Source organism: Stenotrophomonas sp. GD03680, assembly GCF_029844625.1.
Classification (GTDB): domain Bacteria; phylum Pseudomonadota; class Gammaproteobacteria; order Xanthomonadales; family Xanthomonadaceae; genus Stenotrophomonas; species Stenotrophomonas maltophilia_P.
In genome coordinates this window covers 38,507-53,354 of the sequence record NZ_JAOCKC010000015.1, presented here as the reverse complement: position 1 = coordinate 53,354, position 14,848 = coordinate 38,507, and the positions used below count along the sequence as shown (strand labels likewise).

At 68.4% G+C, this 14,848-nt stretch carries 11 protein-coding genes; 7 read left to right on the top strand and 4 right to left on the bottom strand.

Features of this window, described 5'->3' with window-relative positions:
- The first annotated feature begins 15 nt into the window (after positions 1-15).
- The 5 genes from N5J29_RS14600 to N5J29_RS14580 all read left to right on the top strand — a co-directional run bounded on the left by N5J29_RS14600 (position 16) and on the right by N5J29_RS14580 (position 6,135).
- The gene (locus tag N5J29_RS14600) at positions 16-981 is read left to right on the top strand and encodes a ribokinase (protein ID WP_053516425.1); all 966 of its coding nucleotides are present in this window, start codon (positions 16-18) and stop codon (positions 979-981) included.
- 240 nt (positions 982-1,221) lie between these two features.
- Positions 1,222-2,217, top strand: coding sequence for a tRNA dihydrouridine synthase DusB (gene dusB / locus N5J29_RS14595; protein WP_053516426.1), 996 nt, complete (start codon positions 1,222-1,224; stop codon positions 2,215-2,217).
- Between the two features lie 51 nt (positions 2,218-2,268).
- A complete protein-coding gene (locus N5J29_RS14590; protein ID WP_053516428.1) occupies positions 2,269-3,096 on the top strand; it encodes a methyltransferase domain-containing protein in 828 nt (275 codons plus the stop codon).
- A 163-nt stretch (positions 3,097-3,259) separates the two neighbouring features.
- Positions 3,260-5,119, top strand: a complete 1,860-nt coding sequence (locus N5J29_RS14585) for a hypothetical protein (RefSeq protein ID WP_164151656.1) — start codon at positions 3,260-3,262, stop codon at positions 5,117-5,119.
- Positions 5,120-5,130: 11 nt separating this feature from the next.
- Positions 5,131-6,135: a glycosyltransferase gene (locus tag N5J29_RS14580; protein WP_164151658.1), complete on the top strand. Its 1,005-nt coding sequence runs from the start codon at positions 5,131-5,133 to the stop codon at positions 6,133-6,135.
- A 27-nt stretch (positions 6,136-6,162) separates the two neighbouring features.
- On the opposite strand, the gene N5J29_RS14575 is transcribed toward N5J29_RS14580, so the two are convergent.
- The 3 genes from N5J29_RS14575 to N5J29_RS14565 form a co-directional block, all read right to left on the bottom strand.
- Positions 6,163-7,239, bottom strand: coding sequence for a metal-dependent hydrolase (locus N5J29_RS14575; protein WP_164151660.1), 1,077 nt, complete (start codon positions 7,237-7,239; stop codon positions 6,163-6,165).
- Between the two features lie 64 nt (positions 7,240-7,303).
- Entirely contained in the window at positions 7,304-8,107 is an 804-nt protein-coding gene (locus N5J29_RS14570; protein WP_164151662.1) for a UDP-2,3-diacylglucosamine diphosphatase, read from the bottom strand.
- Positions 8,104-9,813: a lysophospholipid acyltransferase family protein gene (locus N5J29_RS14565; protein WP_164151664.1), complete on the bottom strand. Its 1,710-nt coding sequence runs from the start codon at positions 9,811-9,813 to the stop codon at positions 8,104-8,106. Before N5J29_RS14565 ends, N5J29_RS14570 begins: the two co-directional genes overlap by 4 nt.
- Before the next feature lie 335 nt (positions 9,814-10,148).
- Between N5J29_RS14565 and metK the strand changes: the two genes are divergently transcribed.
- Both metK and N5J29_RS14555 read left to right on the top strand, forming a co-directional pair.
- Positions 10,149-11,360, top strand: coding sequence for a methionine adenosyltransferase (gene metK, locus N5J29_RS14560; protein ID WP_053516433.1), 1,212 nt, complete (start codon positions 10,149-10,151; stop codon positions 11,358-11,360).
- 140 nt (positions 11,361-11,500) lie between these two features.
- Positions 11,501-12,007 carry an acyl-CoA thioesterase gene (locus N5J29_RS14555; RefSeq protein ID WP_053516435.1) on the top strand — a complete coding sequence of 169 codons (507 nt, stop codon included), beginning with the start codon at positions 11,501-11,503 and terminating at the stop codon, positions 12,005-12,007.
- A gap of 67 nt (positions 12,008-12,074) precedes the next feature.
- Here N5J29_RS14555 and ppc read toward each other — a convergent pair whose 3' ends face one another.
- Entirely contained in the window at positions 12,075-14,786 is a 2,712-nt protein-coding gene (gene ppc, locus N5J29_RS14550; protein ID WP_164151725.1) for a phosphoenolpyruvate carboxylase, read from the bottom strand.
- Positions 14,787-14,848: the final 62 nt, after the last annotated feature.

Sequence of the window (14,848 nt, the reverse complement as noted above, 5' to 3'; positions counted from 1 at the left end):
GAGAAAAGATTCCCTATGAGCAGCAGTGTCGTTGTCGTCGGTTCCTTCAATGTCGATCACGTGTGGCGGTGCGAGTCGCTGCCGGCACCGGGCGCGACCATTGCCGGCCGCTACAGCACCGGCCCCGGTGGCAAGGGCTTCAACCAGGCCGTGGCCGCATGCCGCGCGGGCGCCGACACCCACTTCGTGTGCGCCCTGGGTGATGACGCCGGCGGTGCCACCGCCCGCGACCTCGCCGGCCAGGACGGTTTCGCGCTGATCGCCGAAGCCAGCAGCGAACCGACCGGCACCGCCGGCATCTATGTCGATGCACGGGGTCGTAACACCATCGTGATCGGCCCGGGCGCCAATGCCGCCCTGAGCACCGATTTCCTGCAGCAGCAACAGGCGCTGCTGACCGGTGCCCGGGTGGTGCTGGTGCAGCTGGAGTCGCCGGTGCAGACCATCGAGGCGGCACTGGCTGCCGCCCGCGAGGCCGGTGTCACCACCGTGCTCAACACCGCACCGGCCGACGCCCCCTCGACCATCGGCCTGCTCAAGCTGGCCGATGTGATCACCCCGAACGAGACCGAGTTCGCCGCCCTGCTGGGCCGCCATGTCGGCGAGCGCGTGGATGCCAACGACGTGGCCGCGCTGGATGGTGCCAGCCTGCATGCGCTGTGCCGCAAGCTGGTCGGCAACGGTACCGTGGTGGTGACCCTGGGCTCGGTGGGCGTGTTCGTTTCGCATGCCGATGAGAACCTGCGCGGCGACACCCAGCCGTACTACCGCGTGGGTGCCGAGCAGGTGCAGGCGATCGATACCACCGGTGCCGGCGACGCCTTCAACGGCGCGCTGGCCGCCTCCCTTGCCCAGCTGCCGGAGGCGCCGTTCGCACGCCATGTGCGCTTCGCCAACCAGTTCGCGGGCCGCTCGACCGAGAAGGAAGGCGCCGCAGCGGCGATGCCACGGCTGACCCCGGCCGACGTGGAAATCCGGTAGGTCCACGCCGCAGCTGCATGAACCGGCCCGGGCGCGCAGGTGCCCGGGCCTTTTTCTGCCTGCGCCCATGCAGGGCACGCAGCCCTGCCGCAGCCGCCCACGATGACCCGCCACTGGGGGCGGCGGAAGCAACCGTCAAGCATCTGCTGATGCCCGTACGGCATGAGGTCGGTCCGGATCGGCCTGAACCGGCGCGTCGCCGACCCGGCCATGTGACCGCCTGCGGCCTACAATGGGCGTATGCAGATCGGCCCCTACACCATTGCTCCCAACGTCGTGCTGGCGCCCATGGCCGGCGTCACCGACAAGCCGTTCCGCCTGCTGTGCAAACGGCTGGGCGCGGGCCTGGCCGCCTCCGAGATGACCATCAGCGACCCGCGCTTCTGGAACACGCGCAAGTCGATCCACCGCATGGACCATGAGGGTGAACCGGCACCGATCAGCGTGCAGATCGCCGGCACCGAGCCGCAGCAGCTGGCCGAGGCGGCGCGTTACAACGTCGACCATGGTGCGCAGATCATCGACATCAACATGGGCTGCCCGGCCAAGAAGGTCTGCAATGCCTGGGCCGGTTCGGCGCTGATGCGTGACGAATCGCTGGTGGCGCGCATCCTTGCTGCCGTGGTCAACGCGGTCGATGTGCCGGTCACGCTGAAGATCCGCACCGGCTGGGACTGCGACCACCGCAATGGGCCGCTGATCGCGCGCATCGCCGAGGACAGCGGCATCGCCGCCCTGGCCGTGCACGGCCGCACCCGCGACCAGCACTACACCGGCCAGGCCGAGTACGCCACGATCGGCGAGATCAAGGCAGCGCTGCGCATTCCGGTGATCGCCAATGGAGACATCGATTCGCCGCGCAAGGCCGCCTTCGTCCTGCAGCAGACCGGCGTGGACGCAGTGATGATCGGTCGCGCGGCGCAGGGCCGGCCGTGGATCTTCCGCGAGGTGGCGCACTACCTGGCCACCGGTGAGGAACTGGCCCCGCCGTCACTGGCCGAAGTGCGCGATATCCTGCTCGGCCACCTGCACGCCCTGCATGCCTTCTACGGCGAGCCGCAGGGCGTGCGCATCGCGCGCAAGCACCTGGGCTGGTACGCCAAGGACCGGCCCGAGAATGCGGCGTTCCGCGCCGTGGTCAACCGCGCCGAAGATCCGCAGAGCCAGATCACGCTGACCACCGAGTACTTCGACCGACTGATCGCCGGACAACCGGCGCTGCCGTCGGCTGCCTGACCCCGCACGCCCCGCAGTCGACCCTGCACGACGCACCACGAGCCCGCGACCATGACACCGCCGATTTCCTCCCCCACCTACCTGCACGGGTTCTCCGGCACCGAACAGCAGCGCCTGATGACCCAGGCCCGCCTGCTGGAATCGAGCATCTTCGGCCAGATCGACTACGGCAGCGCACGACGCCTGCTGGAAGTCGGCAGCGGCGTCGGCGCGCAGACCGAGATCCTGCTGCGCCGCTTCCCGGACCTGCACGTGACCGGCGTGGACCTGAGCGAAACGCAGCTGGCGACCGCCCGCGAGAACCTCGCGCGCACGCCGTGGTGCAGCGATCGCTACACCCTGCAGCAGGCCGATGCAGGCGAGCTGCCATTCGAGGCACGCAGCTTCGATTCGGCATTCCTGTGCTGGGTGCTGGAGCATGTACCTTCGCCGGCCCGCGTGCTCAGCGAAGTGCGCCGCGTACTCGCACCGGGATCGCCGGTCTACATCACCGAAGTGATGAACGCATCGTTCCTGCTCGATCCGTATTCGCCGCACATCTGGCGTTACTGGATGGCGTTCAATGATTTCCAGTACGACCACGGCGGCGATCCCTTCGTCGGCGCCAAGCTCGGCAACCTGCTGCTGGCCGGTGGTTTCCGCGATGTGCATACCGAGATCAAGACGATCCACCTGGACAACCGCGAGCCGGCGCGGCGCAAGACGATGATCGCGTTCTGGGAGCAGCTGCTGCTGTCGGCCGCCGAGCAGCTGCTGCAGGCCGGCACCGTGGACGAGGATACGGTGGAGGGCATGCGTCGCGAGTTCCGGTTGGTGCAGAACGATCCCAATGCCGTGTTCTTCTTCTCGTTCGTGCAGGGCCGCGCGACGGTGTATTGACCGGCGCCTGCACCGCTGCGCTGCGGCAGTGCCACGCGCCGCATGGCTGGCAACCCGCTAGAATCGTCGCGGGCTGGCGTCGAGGACGGGCGCGCGCTGGACCCGGCCCCTTCCGCGTGTGCGGCAACGGGACCACCGAGCTCCGCGCCTGAAGGGATTCCTGATGACAGCACGCGCAACGACTCCGGGTAGCACGCTGCCCCTCGCCGCCCGGGAAGGCGGCCTGCTGGATGGCCTCGACTCCCGCCAGGCCCGTCTGTGCCTGGGCATCGTGGCGGTGCTGTGCCTGCTGTATGTCGCATTTGCACTGACGCCCTCGTCGTATGCGATGGCCAGCCAGTACCTTGGGCTGGCGCCGATCGAGCCCCTGCTCGGAAAGGCGCGGGGCATCCGCATGGACGAGTGGATGGTCTACACCCCTTACGTGCAGATCGCGGTGGCCAATGACTTCGGCGCGACCAACGCGTTTTCGCCGTACCACGAGACGCTGCGCTCGTTCCAGGCGCTTCCGCTGCTGGACTGGGGCCTGCTGTTCAAGCCTTACCACTGGGCCTTCTTCATCCTGCCACCGGCCAACGCCTACTCGTTCTTCTTCATGTTCATGGCGATGGCGTTCCTGTGCGGCTGGGCGCTGTTCCTGCGCCAGCTGCGGGTTCCGCCACTGGCGGCCGTGCTGGTCGCGCTGACCCTGTACTTCTCGCCCTACGTGCAGGTGTGGTGGACGACCAACTGGGGCGCGTTCGCGCTGGCCCCGTGGGTAGCCGTGGCCTGGCTGCGGATCGACAACCGCTGGCTGCGCATCCTCGCCAGCGCCTACGCACTGGTGGTCTGGCTGCTGGCCGTGGCCTACCCGCCCTTCATCATTTCAGCGCTGCTGGCCATGGGCGTGCTGGTGCTGGCCTTCCGCCGCGATGCGCTGACGGTGGCACGCCTGCTCGATGCGGCGGTCGCCGGCGGCCTGGCGCTGCTGGCGTTCCTGGGCTATTTCCACGAAGCGATCGAGATCGTCCGCAACACCGTCTATCCCGGCCAGCGCGAGAGCGCCGGCGGCGGGGTCAGCCCGGTCGCGCTGCTCACCCACGGGTTCCCCAACCTGATGACGCGCGGGTTCTATCCGCTGCCTGCGTTCGAGCCGTCCAACGCCTGCGAGATCGCAGTGTTCAGCAGCCTGCTGCCGCTGTTCACCGCCGTCCTCGCCGACTGGACGCAGGTGCTGCGCTGGGCGCGCGGCCACCGGCTGTCGCTGGGGGTGCTGGCCGCCGGCATCGCGCTGGTCGCCTGCTGGATCTTCCTGCCGGTGCCGCTGCGGATCGGCCAGCTGACCGGACTGTCGATGGTGCCGCCCACCCGTGCGTTGCTGGCATTGGGCCTGCTGCTGAACATCGGCTGCGCGATCGTGCTGGTGCGCGGCGGGGTGCGCCTGGGCCGCGGCCGCCTGCTGCTGCTCGCGGCCCTGCTGCTGGCGGGATGCCTGCTCAAGTTTGCCTTCGGCCAGGGCAGTTTCAGCCGGCTGCATGCCACGGCCGATGCATGGCCACTGCTGTGCGTGGGCGTGCTGGCCTTCGCCGCGCGCCGCCCACGGTTCGCCGCGCATCCGGTGGCGCTGGTGCTGGCGGTGGCCGCGCTCGGCAACGTGCTGACCAACGGGCTGTTCAATCCGGTGCAGTCGGCCCGGCCGATCTTCGACATGGACCGCAGCGCCGTGCTGGCGTCGATGCAGGCGCGCGGTGCACGGCAGGCTGCGGACGGAGCGCTGGTGGTGGAAGGGCGCTACGGTGCGCTGCTGTCCGGCGTCGGTATCCCGGCAGTCAACCACACGCTGTATTTCCCGCAGCTGGCGTACTTCCGCGCGCGCTTCCCGGACATGCCCGAAGACCGCTTCAACACCACGTTCAACCGCTATCACCATGTGATGGTCAGCGACGTCGCCGAACCCCGTTCGATGTACGCCGACCTGGTGGAAGTGCCCGCAGCCGCGATGCTGGCCGCGCCCGCGCAGCCGCCGGCACCGCCGCAGCCCTGAGGACGATGCAGATGAACGCCTACGCGCGCCCGGCCACGCCACCGAAGATCGCCGTCATCATTCCCTGCTACCGGGTGACCCGCCACGTGCTCGGCGTGCTCACAGCGATCGACGATGCGGTCACCGCGATCTACTGCGTTGATGATGCCTGCCCGGATGGCAGCGGCCGGATGGTCCAGGACAGCACGCGCGATCCCCGGGTCAGGGTGCTGTTCCATGCGCAGAACCGCGGCGTCGGTGGTGCGATCAAGACCGGCTACCGCGCGGCCATCGCCGAGGGCATGGACATCCTGGTGAAGGTCGATGGCGACGGCCAGATGGATCCCACACTGCTGATGGACTTCGTCGCTCCCATCGCCGAGGGCAACGCCGACTACACCAAGGGCAACCGCTTCTGGAACCTCAGCCACATCCGTTGCATGCCGCTGTTGCGGCGGATCGGCAACCTCGCGCTGTCGTTCATGAGCAAGGCGTCGTCCGGCTACTGGCAGGTGTTCGACCCGACCAACGGCTACACCGCCATCCACGCCCGCGTTGCCAGCCACCTGCCCCTGGATGCGATCAGCGACCGCTACTTCTTCGAGACCGACATGCTGTTCCGCCTCAACACGGTGCGTGCCGTGGTGCAGGACGTGGCGATGGACGCGCGCTATGCCGACGAGACCAGCAACCTGCGCATCAGCCGGGTACTGGGCGAGTTCGCCTTCAAGCACGTGCGCAACACGCTCAAGCGCGTGGGTTACAACTATTTCCTGCGCGACCTGACCATCGCCTCGCTGGAGCTGATCGCCGGGCTGGGACTGCTCGCCTTCGGTGGCGTGTTCGGCGCGTACCACTGGATCGCATCGGCATCGGCGGAGGTTGCGACGCCGGTCGGTACGCTCATGATCGTCATGGTTTCGCTGATTTCAGGTCTGCAGTTCCTGCTGGCATTCGTCGGCTTCGACATCGCCAATGCGCCGCGCCAGGTCCTGCATCGCTCGATCCAGCTCAACCGCACAGCACCGCCGGCCTGACGCCGGCACAGCATCCCCGCCTGCCGATCAATCGCCCGCGTGCACCGGGGCACCACCGCCGGTGGCGCCCGTCGCTGCCGGCGCATGCCAGATCCGCTGCCACATCGCGGCCAGCCTGACGCCGACATCGGCGCGCGCCGCTGGGCTGCTGTAATCCGTGCGCCGCTGCTCGGGCACGATCGCCTGCCAGCGCCCATCGACCTGCCGTGCCACCGCGAAGTTGAAGGTGTAATCCGGCTCCAGGCCCATGCGCAGATCACTCAGCACCAGCATTCCGTCCACTATCTGCGCACGCATGAAGCCACGGTTGAACCACTGCAGGCGTTGAACCGCCGGAATCGACTGCGCTTCACGCAGGGCCTGCACATTGGACGGGTGGCCTTCGAACTGCATCGGGCCGCGGTCGGCCACCAGCGAGCGATCGCCGACCACGTAACCGTTCGGGGTCATCGCCACCACCCGCCACAGCAGGGTGTTGAACGGCATCGGCACCGAGAATCGTGGTGCATCGCCCAGCCCCATGGCCGCAAGGCTCTGCTGGGCGGCACGGTCGACCTGAGCCTTGGCCAGCAGGCCCCATCCCAGGTAGCCGGTACTGAGCACCAGGGCGAGCCCGAGCACCTTGCCGGCCCACGGCCGCGCGCGCCCGAACCACGCCACCACGCAGCCCAGCAGCAGCCATACCGTGTACGCCGGATCGATGATGAAAACACTTGAGCCCATGGTCGGGTGTGGCCGCAGTGGCCACCACAGCTGGGTGCCGTAGACGGTGAGCGCATCCAGCAGCGGATGGGTGACCAGCGCCAGCTGGATGGCCCAGAACCAGCGCAGCGGCGACTGCGCCACCCGCCCCCGTCCGTAGCGCTTGAACAGCCACCAGATCAACGCCGCCACCCAGGGCAACACCAGCAGCGAATGGCTGAAGCTGCGGTGGTCGACCATCACCGCTACGGGATCCTCGGCAGTGAAGCCCAGCCACAAGGCATCCAGATCCGGCAAGGTGCCCAGTGCGGCACCGGCCAGCAGGGCCGCGCGGCGATGTCCGGGCGGGGCGATGGCAGCGGCTACGGCGCCGCCGAGAACGATCTGGGTCAAGGAATCCATGGCCCGATGCTAACGGCTTTGCCGGGCGACAGCAGAGCCCGGACGGTGGCCGGTGCCGCTGGGCTCAGGCAGCTGCCGCGCGCCGGGCTGCGCCGGGCAGCTCCACCAGCGTCCGCCCATGGTGATCGAGCAGGCGCAGCGCGCCGTCATGATCTTCGGCCAGCGCGGTCAGGCTCTCCACCCAGTCGCCGTCGTTGGCGTAGACCAGGCCGTCGCGCTCGACCAGCGCCGCACGGTGGATGTGCCCGCAGATGATGCCGTCCAGGCCGCGCCGGCGCACGTCGTCCAGCCCGGCCTGCACGAAGCGCCCGATGTAGCGCTCGGCCGCACCACTGCGCTTCTTGAGGAATTCCGACAGCGACCAGTAGCGCATGCCCAGCCGGCGGCGTACCGCGTTGAGCGCCTGGTTGCCGGTCAGGATGCGGTAGTACAGCCAGTCGCCGAACTTTTCCTGCAGGCCGCCGAAATGGGTGACACCGTCGTAGTCGTCGCCATGGGCGACCAGCAACCGTCGCCCGTCGGCGGTCACGTGGATCGCGCGACGGCGCACCTGCATCGCCGGCAGCATCAGCCCGCAGACATGGCGCAGCGAGGCATCGTGATTGCCGGGGATGTAGATGATCTCGGTACCGTTGCGACGCAGTGCATGCAGCGCCTGGATGACGTCGCTGTGCGACTGCCGCCAGTTGGCGCGGTGATGCGCCATCCACCACAGGTCGATGATGTCACCGACCAGGTACAACCGTTCACAGCGCAGCTGGGCGAGAAACACGGCCAGTTCGGCCGCATGGCAATGGCGCGACCCCAGATGCACGTCGGAGACGAACACGGCGCGACGGTGTGGCGACAACGTCGCCAGCGCGCTCATGCCTGCGCTCCGGCATCACGCAGGTAGCGCTTGCGCTTGTGTGGTCGGATCGCGCACAGGTCCACCTCGATCAGACCGTCGATCGAGTCGCTGAACGCCGGGTCGACACCGAACGCAAGGAAGCGCGCGCCACCGGGCTCGCACAGGTCGGTGTACTGGCGGTACAGGGTCGGCACGCCGGTCCCGAGTGCGGCCAGGTTGGCCTTCAGGACATCGAAGGCTGCGCCCGCATCCAGTTCACCGAAACTGGGCGGTGCCGCGAAGTACTGGAAGGGCCGGTTCGACTCGGCCAGGCCGGCGATGCCGCCGTAGTAGCGCTGGTAGTAGGCCACCAGTTGCTCGCGCGCATCGCGCGGCAGCGCCGCACTGATCGATACCGCACCGAACAGGTAGCGGATGCCGGGCCGGCACTGCAGGTAGGCGCCGATTCCCTGCCACAGGTAGTCCAGGCTGCGGCTGCCCCAGTAATCGGGCACTACGAAGCTGCGGCCCAGCTCCAGCCCCTCGGCGATATGGGTGATGGCATCGTCGGAATAGCGGAACAGCGACGCGCTGTAGAGCCCTGCCAGTCCGCGCCGGGCCAGCGCGTGCGCGCCCCGCATGATGCGGTACGCGCCCGCGATGCGCTGCGCGGCAGCGTCCCAGATCACGATGTGCTCGTACTGCGGATCGAAGGCGTCCAGGTCGCGGCTGTGGCCGGTACCCTCGCCCACCTGGCGGAACGTCAGCTCGCGCAGGCGTCCCAGTTCCAGCAGCAGCGGCGAGTCGGCGCTGCAGCTGGCCAGCAGGATCTGCTTGCCGTCGGCGGTCTGTCCGAGCCGGACAGCGCCAGCGATGGCGGCCGCCACCTGCGACGGCGGCACCGGTGCGGCCAGTGGTTCGGGGCCGGCACCGGCAGTCTCGCCGGGGCGCAGGTCGCGGCCCAGCGCATACACCGCGCGCCGTACCGCCAGCAGCTGTTCGCCCGGGTCGCCCTGTCCCAGCTGCATCGGTTCACCGACGCGCAACCGCAGCGGCCGACCACGCCGCGCGAACATCTCGCGCGCCAGCAGCGCGGTGCCGGCTGGCTTGAACAGGGTCGAGGCGCCGTAGAACAGGGCCGAATTGCGTGCCTCCACCCTCACCGGCAACACCGGGGCGCCGGCGGCCCGGGCGAACCTGACGAACCCGCGCTGCCAGCGACCATCACGGATGCCGCGCAACGACAGCCGGGATACCTCGCCGGCCGGAAACACGATCACGCACTGCTCGGCGGCCAGCGCCTGCTCCACCGCCTGCAGGCTGCCGCGCTGGACCTTGCCGCCGAGGATGCGGACCGGCAGCAGCAGGTCCTGCAGGGGGCCGATGGCGCCCAGCAGATCGTTGGCCACGATCCGCACATCGCGGCGGATGCGGCCGACCGCGTCCAGCAGCGCCAGCGCGTCGAGTGCACCGGAAGGATGATTGGCCACGATCAGCAGACGGCCCGTGGACGGAATGCGAGCCAGGGCGGCCGGATCCACCTGGTACTGGCCGTCCAGGAACTCCAGTCCGGCGGCCACGAAGCCGAATCCGCGCACGTCCGCGTTGCGCCGCAGGAAGTCCTCCACCCGGTCCAGCCGCGACCAGCGACCGACACTGCGCAGCAGTGGCCGCGCGAGCTGGCCGCGGCGGCCGTGGAACCACTCCGGAAAGCGCTGCTGCAGACGCTGTTCGAGTTCCTGCATGGCGTGCTCACTGATACCCGGCGGCCGGATTGGCCGACAGCCTGCGCCTGGCACGCGGCAGGCAGATGGCGGTTTCGGGGCAGAACGATGACGGCCGGCCCCGCTCCGGCAACGCCGGAACCGCCCCTTCCCCCCGCAACACGGCCTTGCGGCAATGGTCACGCCAGTGGAACACTGCCTGCGCACCGTGTCCTGCAGACGCCCGCCAGGCCTTGTGCCAGAGGGCACGTCACCTTAACCACCGGCAACCCGTACGGGTTCACAATGCACAGGCGGCGCACCCCGTGTATGATGCGCGCCCATCTTTCCATCCGAATCAAGGGATATTAAGCCTGATGTCCAGCTACCTGTTCACCTCCGAATCGGTCTCCGAAGGCCATCCGGACAAGATTGCCGACCAGATCTCCGACGCGGTGCTGGACGCGATCCTGACCCAGGACCAGCGCGCCCGCGTGGCCTGCGAGACCATGGTCAAGACCGGTGTGGCCATTGTTGCCGGTGAGATCACCACCAGCGCCTGGATCGACCTCGAAGCGCTGACCCGCAAAGTCATCCTGGACATCGGCTATGACAGCTCCGACGTCGGCTTCGACGGCGCCACCTGCGGCGTGCTGAACCTGATCGGCAAGCAGTCGCCGCACATCGCCCAGGGCGTGGACCGCAAGAAGCCGGAAGAAATGGGCGCGGGCGACCAGGGCCTGATGTTCGGCTACGCCACCAACGAGACCGACAGCTACATGCCGGCCGCGATCCACCTGTCGCACCGCCTGGTCGAGCAGCAGGCCAAGATCCGCAAGAAGAAGAACTCGCCGCTGTCGTGGCTGCGCCCGGACGCCAAGAGCCAGGTCACCCTGCGCTACGAGAACGGCGAAGTGGCCGCCATCGACGCGGTGGTGCTGTCCACCCAGCACGCCCCGGGCATCAAGCAGAAGGACCTGATCGAGGCCGTCCGCGAAGAGATCATCAAGCCGGTGCTGCCGGCCAAGTGGCTGCACAAGGGCACCAAGTTCCACATCAACCCGACCGGCAAGTTCGAGATCGGCGGCCCGGTGGGCGACTGCGGCCTGACCGGCCGCAAGATCATCGTCGACACCTACGGCGGCTGGGCCCGTCACGGTGGCGGCGCGTTCTCCGGCAAGGATCCGTCCAAGGTTGACCGCTCGGCCGCCTACGCTGCCCGCTACGTCGCCAAGAACGTGGTCGCCGCCGGCCTGGCCGACCGCTGCGAAGTGCAGGTCTCCTACGCCATCGGCGTGGCCGAGCCGACCTCGATCTCGGTCACCACCTTCGGCACGGGCAAGATCAGCGACGACAAGATCGAGAAGCTGATCCGCAAGCACTTCGACCTGCGCCCGTACGGCATCATCAAGATGCTGGACCTGATCCACCCGATGTACCAGCAGACTGCGGCCTACGGCCACTTCGGCCGCAAGCCGAAGGAGTTCAGCTACCTCAACGGTGCCGGCGAGACGGTCAACGCCACGGCCTTCTCCTGGGAGAAGACCGATCGTGCCGCCGCCCTGCGCGCCGATGCGAAGCTGAAGTAAGACAGACGAAGGGCCGCGCAAGCGGCCCTTCTGCTTTCTGTAGAGCCGAGCCCATGCTCGGCTTTCTTTTGCCTGCGCCGAGAGCAGCCGAGCACGGGCTCGGCTCTACACGAGCTGCGCCACGCCGATACAATCGGTGCATGTCGACCGAACTCAAAACCCACCAGCTGTCCATGACCGTGCTGATGTCGCCGGAGATGGCCAACTTCTCCGGCAAGGTCCACGGCGGCGCCATCCTGCGCCTGCTCGACCAGGTCGCCTATGCCTGTGCCAGCCGCTACGCCGGCAGCTACGTGGTCACCCTGTCGGTGGACCAGGTGATGTTCCGCCAACCGATCGCGGTGGGCGAACTGGTGACGTTCCTGGCCTCGGTGAACTACACCGGCACCTCGTCGATGGAGATCGGCATCAAGGTGGTGGCCGAGGACATCCTCAAGCGCAGCGTGCGCCACGCCAACAGCTGTTTCTTCACCATGGTGGCGGTGGACGAAGAGGGGCGGCCAACGCCTGTCCCCCCGCTGCAGCCCGCCAGTTCGGACGAGAAGCGCCGGCAGGCCGCCGCGCTGATCCGGCGCCAGCTGCGGCAGGAAATGGAGCAACGGCACCTGGAACTGCTGGCGTCCAATCCGCCTTCGCCTGAAGAGTGAGAGCGTGCGGGGCAAGCCCCGCACCCACCGAGGCGGGTAGCGCCGGGCCATGCCCGGCGGATGCGGATCACCCGGTGTTCTGCACGCCCTGCGAAACACCATTCACGCAGGCCACCAGCGCGCGCAGCAGTTCTTCGTCCTCCCGCCCGCTTTCGCGCCAGCGCTGCAGCAGGTCCACCTGCAGCACGCTGATCGGATCGACGTAGGGATTGCGCAGGCGGATCGACAGCGCCAGCCGCGCATCGTGCTCCAGCAAGGTCTGCTGGTCCATCAGTGCCAGCAGCCAGCGGCGGGTCAGCGCCAGTTCGTGCTGGATCTGCGGGAAAAAGCGCCCGTGCAGGTCACCGGAGAGACGCGAGAACTGTTCGGCGATGGTGATATCGCCCTTGGACAGCACCATTGCGATGTCGTCCAGGAAGGTGCGGAAGAACGGCCAGTCGCGCGCCATGTCGCGCAGGACAGGTTCATGGCCGGCATCCACCGCCGCCTGCAGGCCGCTGCCCACGCCATACCAGCCGGGAATCACCGCGCGGGCCTGGCTCCAGGCGAATACCCACGGGATCGCACGCAGGTTGCCCAGTGCCGCATCCTGGCCGAGACGACGCGACGGCCGTGAACCCAGCGTCATCCGCTCGATCACATCGATCGGCGTCGCCGTACGGAAGTAATCCATGAAACCGGCCTGGCCGACGAAGACGCGATAGACCTCGCTGCTGGCGGCGGCGACCACGTCCATCACCGGTCGCCAGCCCTCCTCGCGAGGTTCCGCGGCACGCGGACGCAGACTGGCCCGCAGCACCGCACCGGTGGCCTGCTCCAGCGATCGCAGCGCCAGCGCGCGGATGCCGTACTTGCGGTGGATCACCTCGCCCTGCTCGGTCACGCGCAGGCGACCATCGATGCTGCCACGTGGCGACGCGTCCACCGCGTGCGTGGTCTTGCCACCGCCCCGGCTGATCGAACCACCACGGCCGTGGAAGAAGGTCAGGCGGATGCCGGCCTCGGCCGCCACGTCCAGCAGTTCCACCTGCGCACGCTGCAGGCCCCAGCGCGAAGCGGCGATGCCGCCGTCCTTGCTGCTGTCGGAATAACCCAGCATCACCATCTGCACATCACCGCGTGCCCGCAGATGAGCGCGATAGACCGGATCGGCCAGCAGGTCACGCAGCGTCGCAGTACCGCGCTTGAGATCGTCCACCGTCTCGAACAGCGGTGCGATGTCCAGCGGCACCGCGCCGTCCTCGTCAGCCAATCCGCCACGGCGCGCCAGCGCCAGCACGGCCAGCACATCGCTGCGATCATGTGCCATCGAGATGATGTAGCTGCCCAGCGCCTCGCTGCCATGCCGCGCGCGCGCGTCGGCCAGCGCCGCGAACACCGCATCCAGTCGCTGGTTGCCCTCGTCGTCACCCACCGGCAGCGGCTGCTCGCCGCTGGCGTGTGGCCCGAGCAGGCCGGCGCGGGCCAATGGATCCAATCCCTCCCACGCCGCTTCGCCGCCCAGCACCGCCGCCAGCGCGCGCGCATGCACGCTCGATTCCTGCCGCACGTCCAGCCGCGCCAGATGGAAGCCGAACGTCTTCACCCGCCACAACAGTCGCTGCACGGCGAATCCGCCGGCATGCTCGCCACGGTTGGCACGCAGGCTGTCGAGGATCAGCTGCAGATCGTCGATCAGCTCGTCCGGGCCTGCATAGGCTCCCTCTGCATCGTCCAGGGTGGCCTGCAGGCGCGCACGCATGCGGTCGTTGAGCAGCCGGTACGGCATGTCGGCGTGCCGCGGGCGCGACTGCACCTTCGGCAACAGCTGCTGGTAGTGCGACACGCGCGCCTGCAGCGCATCGCTCACGCCCACCCGCTCGGTGGACTGGCTGAGCAGGCTGGCCAGCTGCAGCAGTTCCTTCTGGTAGCGCCCCAGCACTGCCTGTCGCTGGGCATCGAGCGTGCTGCGGATGGTGCGGGCGTCCACGTTCGGGTTGCCGTCCATGTCGCCGCCCACCCATGTGCCGAAACGCAGCAGGCGCGGCAGCGCCAGTTCTTCGCCATAGGTATCACGCAGCGCCTGCTGCAGGGATTCGTACAGCACGGGTATCACCCGGTACAGCACCTGCACCAGATAGAAGCCGACATGCTCGCGCTCGTCATCGACCGTCGGCCGCACCGGCGAGGAGTCGGTGGTCTGCCAGGAAGCGGTCAGCGCCATGCGGAAGCGTGCAGCATCCGCTGCCGCCTCGCCCGGCGTGCGCTGGCCGTCGAGGTTGTCGACCAGGCTGGCCACCATCAGCTGCTCTTTCTCCAGCAGTGCGCGGCGCACGGCTTCGGTCGGATGCGCAGTGAACACCGGTTCGATATCGATGCGCGGCAGCCACTGCGCCAACTCATCCAGCGTCACGCCCTGCGCCTTCAGGTGCTGCAGCGCATCCTGCAGGCCATCCGGCTGCGGCGCGGCAGTACCGGCGCGCTGGTAGTCGCGGCGGCGGCGGATGCGGTGCACGCGCTCGGCAATGTTGACCACCTGGAAGTAGGTGCTGAATGCCCGCACCATCGTCTCGGCCTGCTGCGGCGTACGACCGGCCAGGCCATCGGCCAGCTCCGACAGCGGCGCCTGGTTTTCGCGGCGGGAGATGGCCCGCGTGCGCACGTCCTCGACGTCGTCGAGGAAGGTTGCCGAAACCTGCTCGACCAGCAGGTCGCCGACCAGCGCGCCGAGCCGGCGCACGTCATCGCGGAGCGGAAGATCGGGAGAAGCAAACTCGATGCTGCTGCGGTACTCGTTCATCGGCGACGCACGGGCCTCGGTCAACGGATCCTGGATCCAAGCCTATCCCAGATCGGGGGCTG

Coding starts and splice junctions, on each gene's coding strand:
- ppc (WP_164151725.1), bottom strand. CDS start 14,786: ATGAACGAGTACCGCAGCAGCATCGAGTTTGCTTCTCCCGATCTTCCG.
- N5J29_RS14590 (WP_053516428.1), top strand. CDS start 2,269: ATGACACCGCCGATTTCCTCCCCCACCTACCTGCACGGGTTCTCCGGC.
- N5J29_RS14565 (WP_164151664.1), bottom strand. CDS start 9,813: ATGCAGGAACTCGAACAGCGTCTGCAGCAGCGCTTTCCGGAGTGGTTC.
- N5J29_RS14570 (WP_164151662.1), bottom strand. CDS start 8,107: ATGAGCGCGCTGGCGACGTTGTCGCCACACCGTCGCGCCGTGTTCGTC.
- N5J29_RS14600 (WP_053516425.1), top strand. CDS start 16: ATGAGCAGCAGTGTCGTTGTCGTCGGTTCCTTCAATGTCGATCACGTG.
- N5J29_RS14555 (WP_053516435.1), top strand. CDS start 11,501: ATGTCGACCGAACTCAAAACCCACCAGCTGTCCATGACCGTGCTGATG.
- N5J29_RS14580 (WP_164151658.1), top strand. CDS start 5,131: ATGAACGCCTACGCGCGCCCGGCCACGCCACCGAAGATCGCCGTCATC.
- N5J29_RS14585 (WP_164151656.1), top strand. CDS start 3,260: ATGACAGCACGCGCAACGACTCCGGGTAGCACGCTGCCCCTCGCCGCC.
- metK (WP_053516433.1), top strand. CDS start 10,149: ATGTCCAGCTACCTGTTCACCTCCGAATCGGTCTCCGAAGGCCATCCG.
- N5J29_RS14575 (WP_164151660.1), bottom strand. CDS start 7,239: ATGGATTCCTTGACCCAGATCGTTCTCGGCGGCGCCGTAGCCGCTGCC.
- dusB (WP_053516426.1), top strand. CDS start 1,222: ATGCAGATCGGCCCCTACACCATTGCTCCCAACGTCGTGCTGGCGCCC.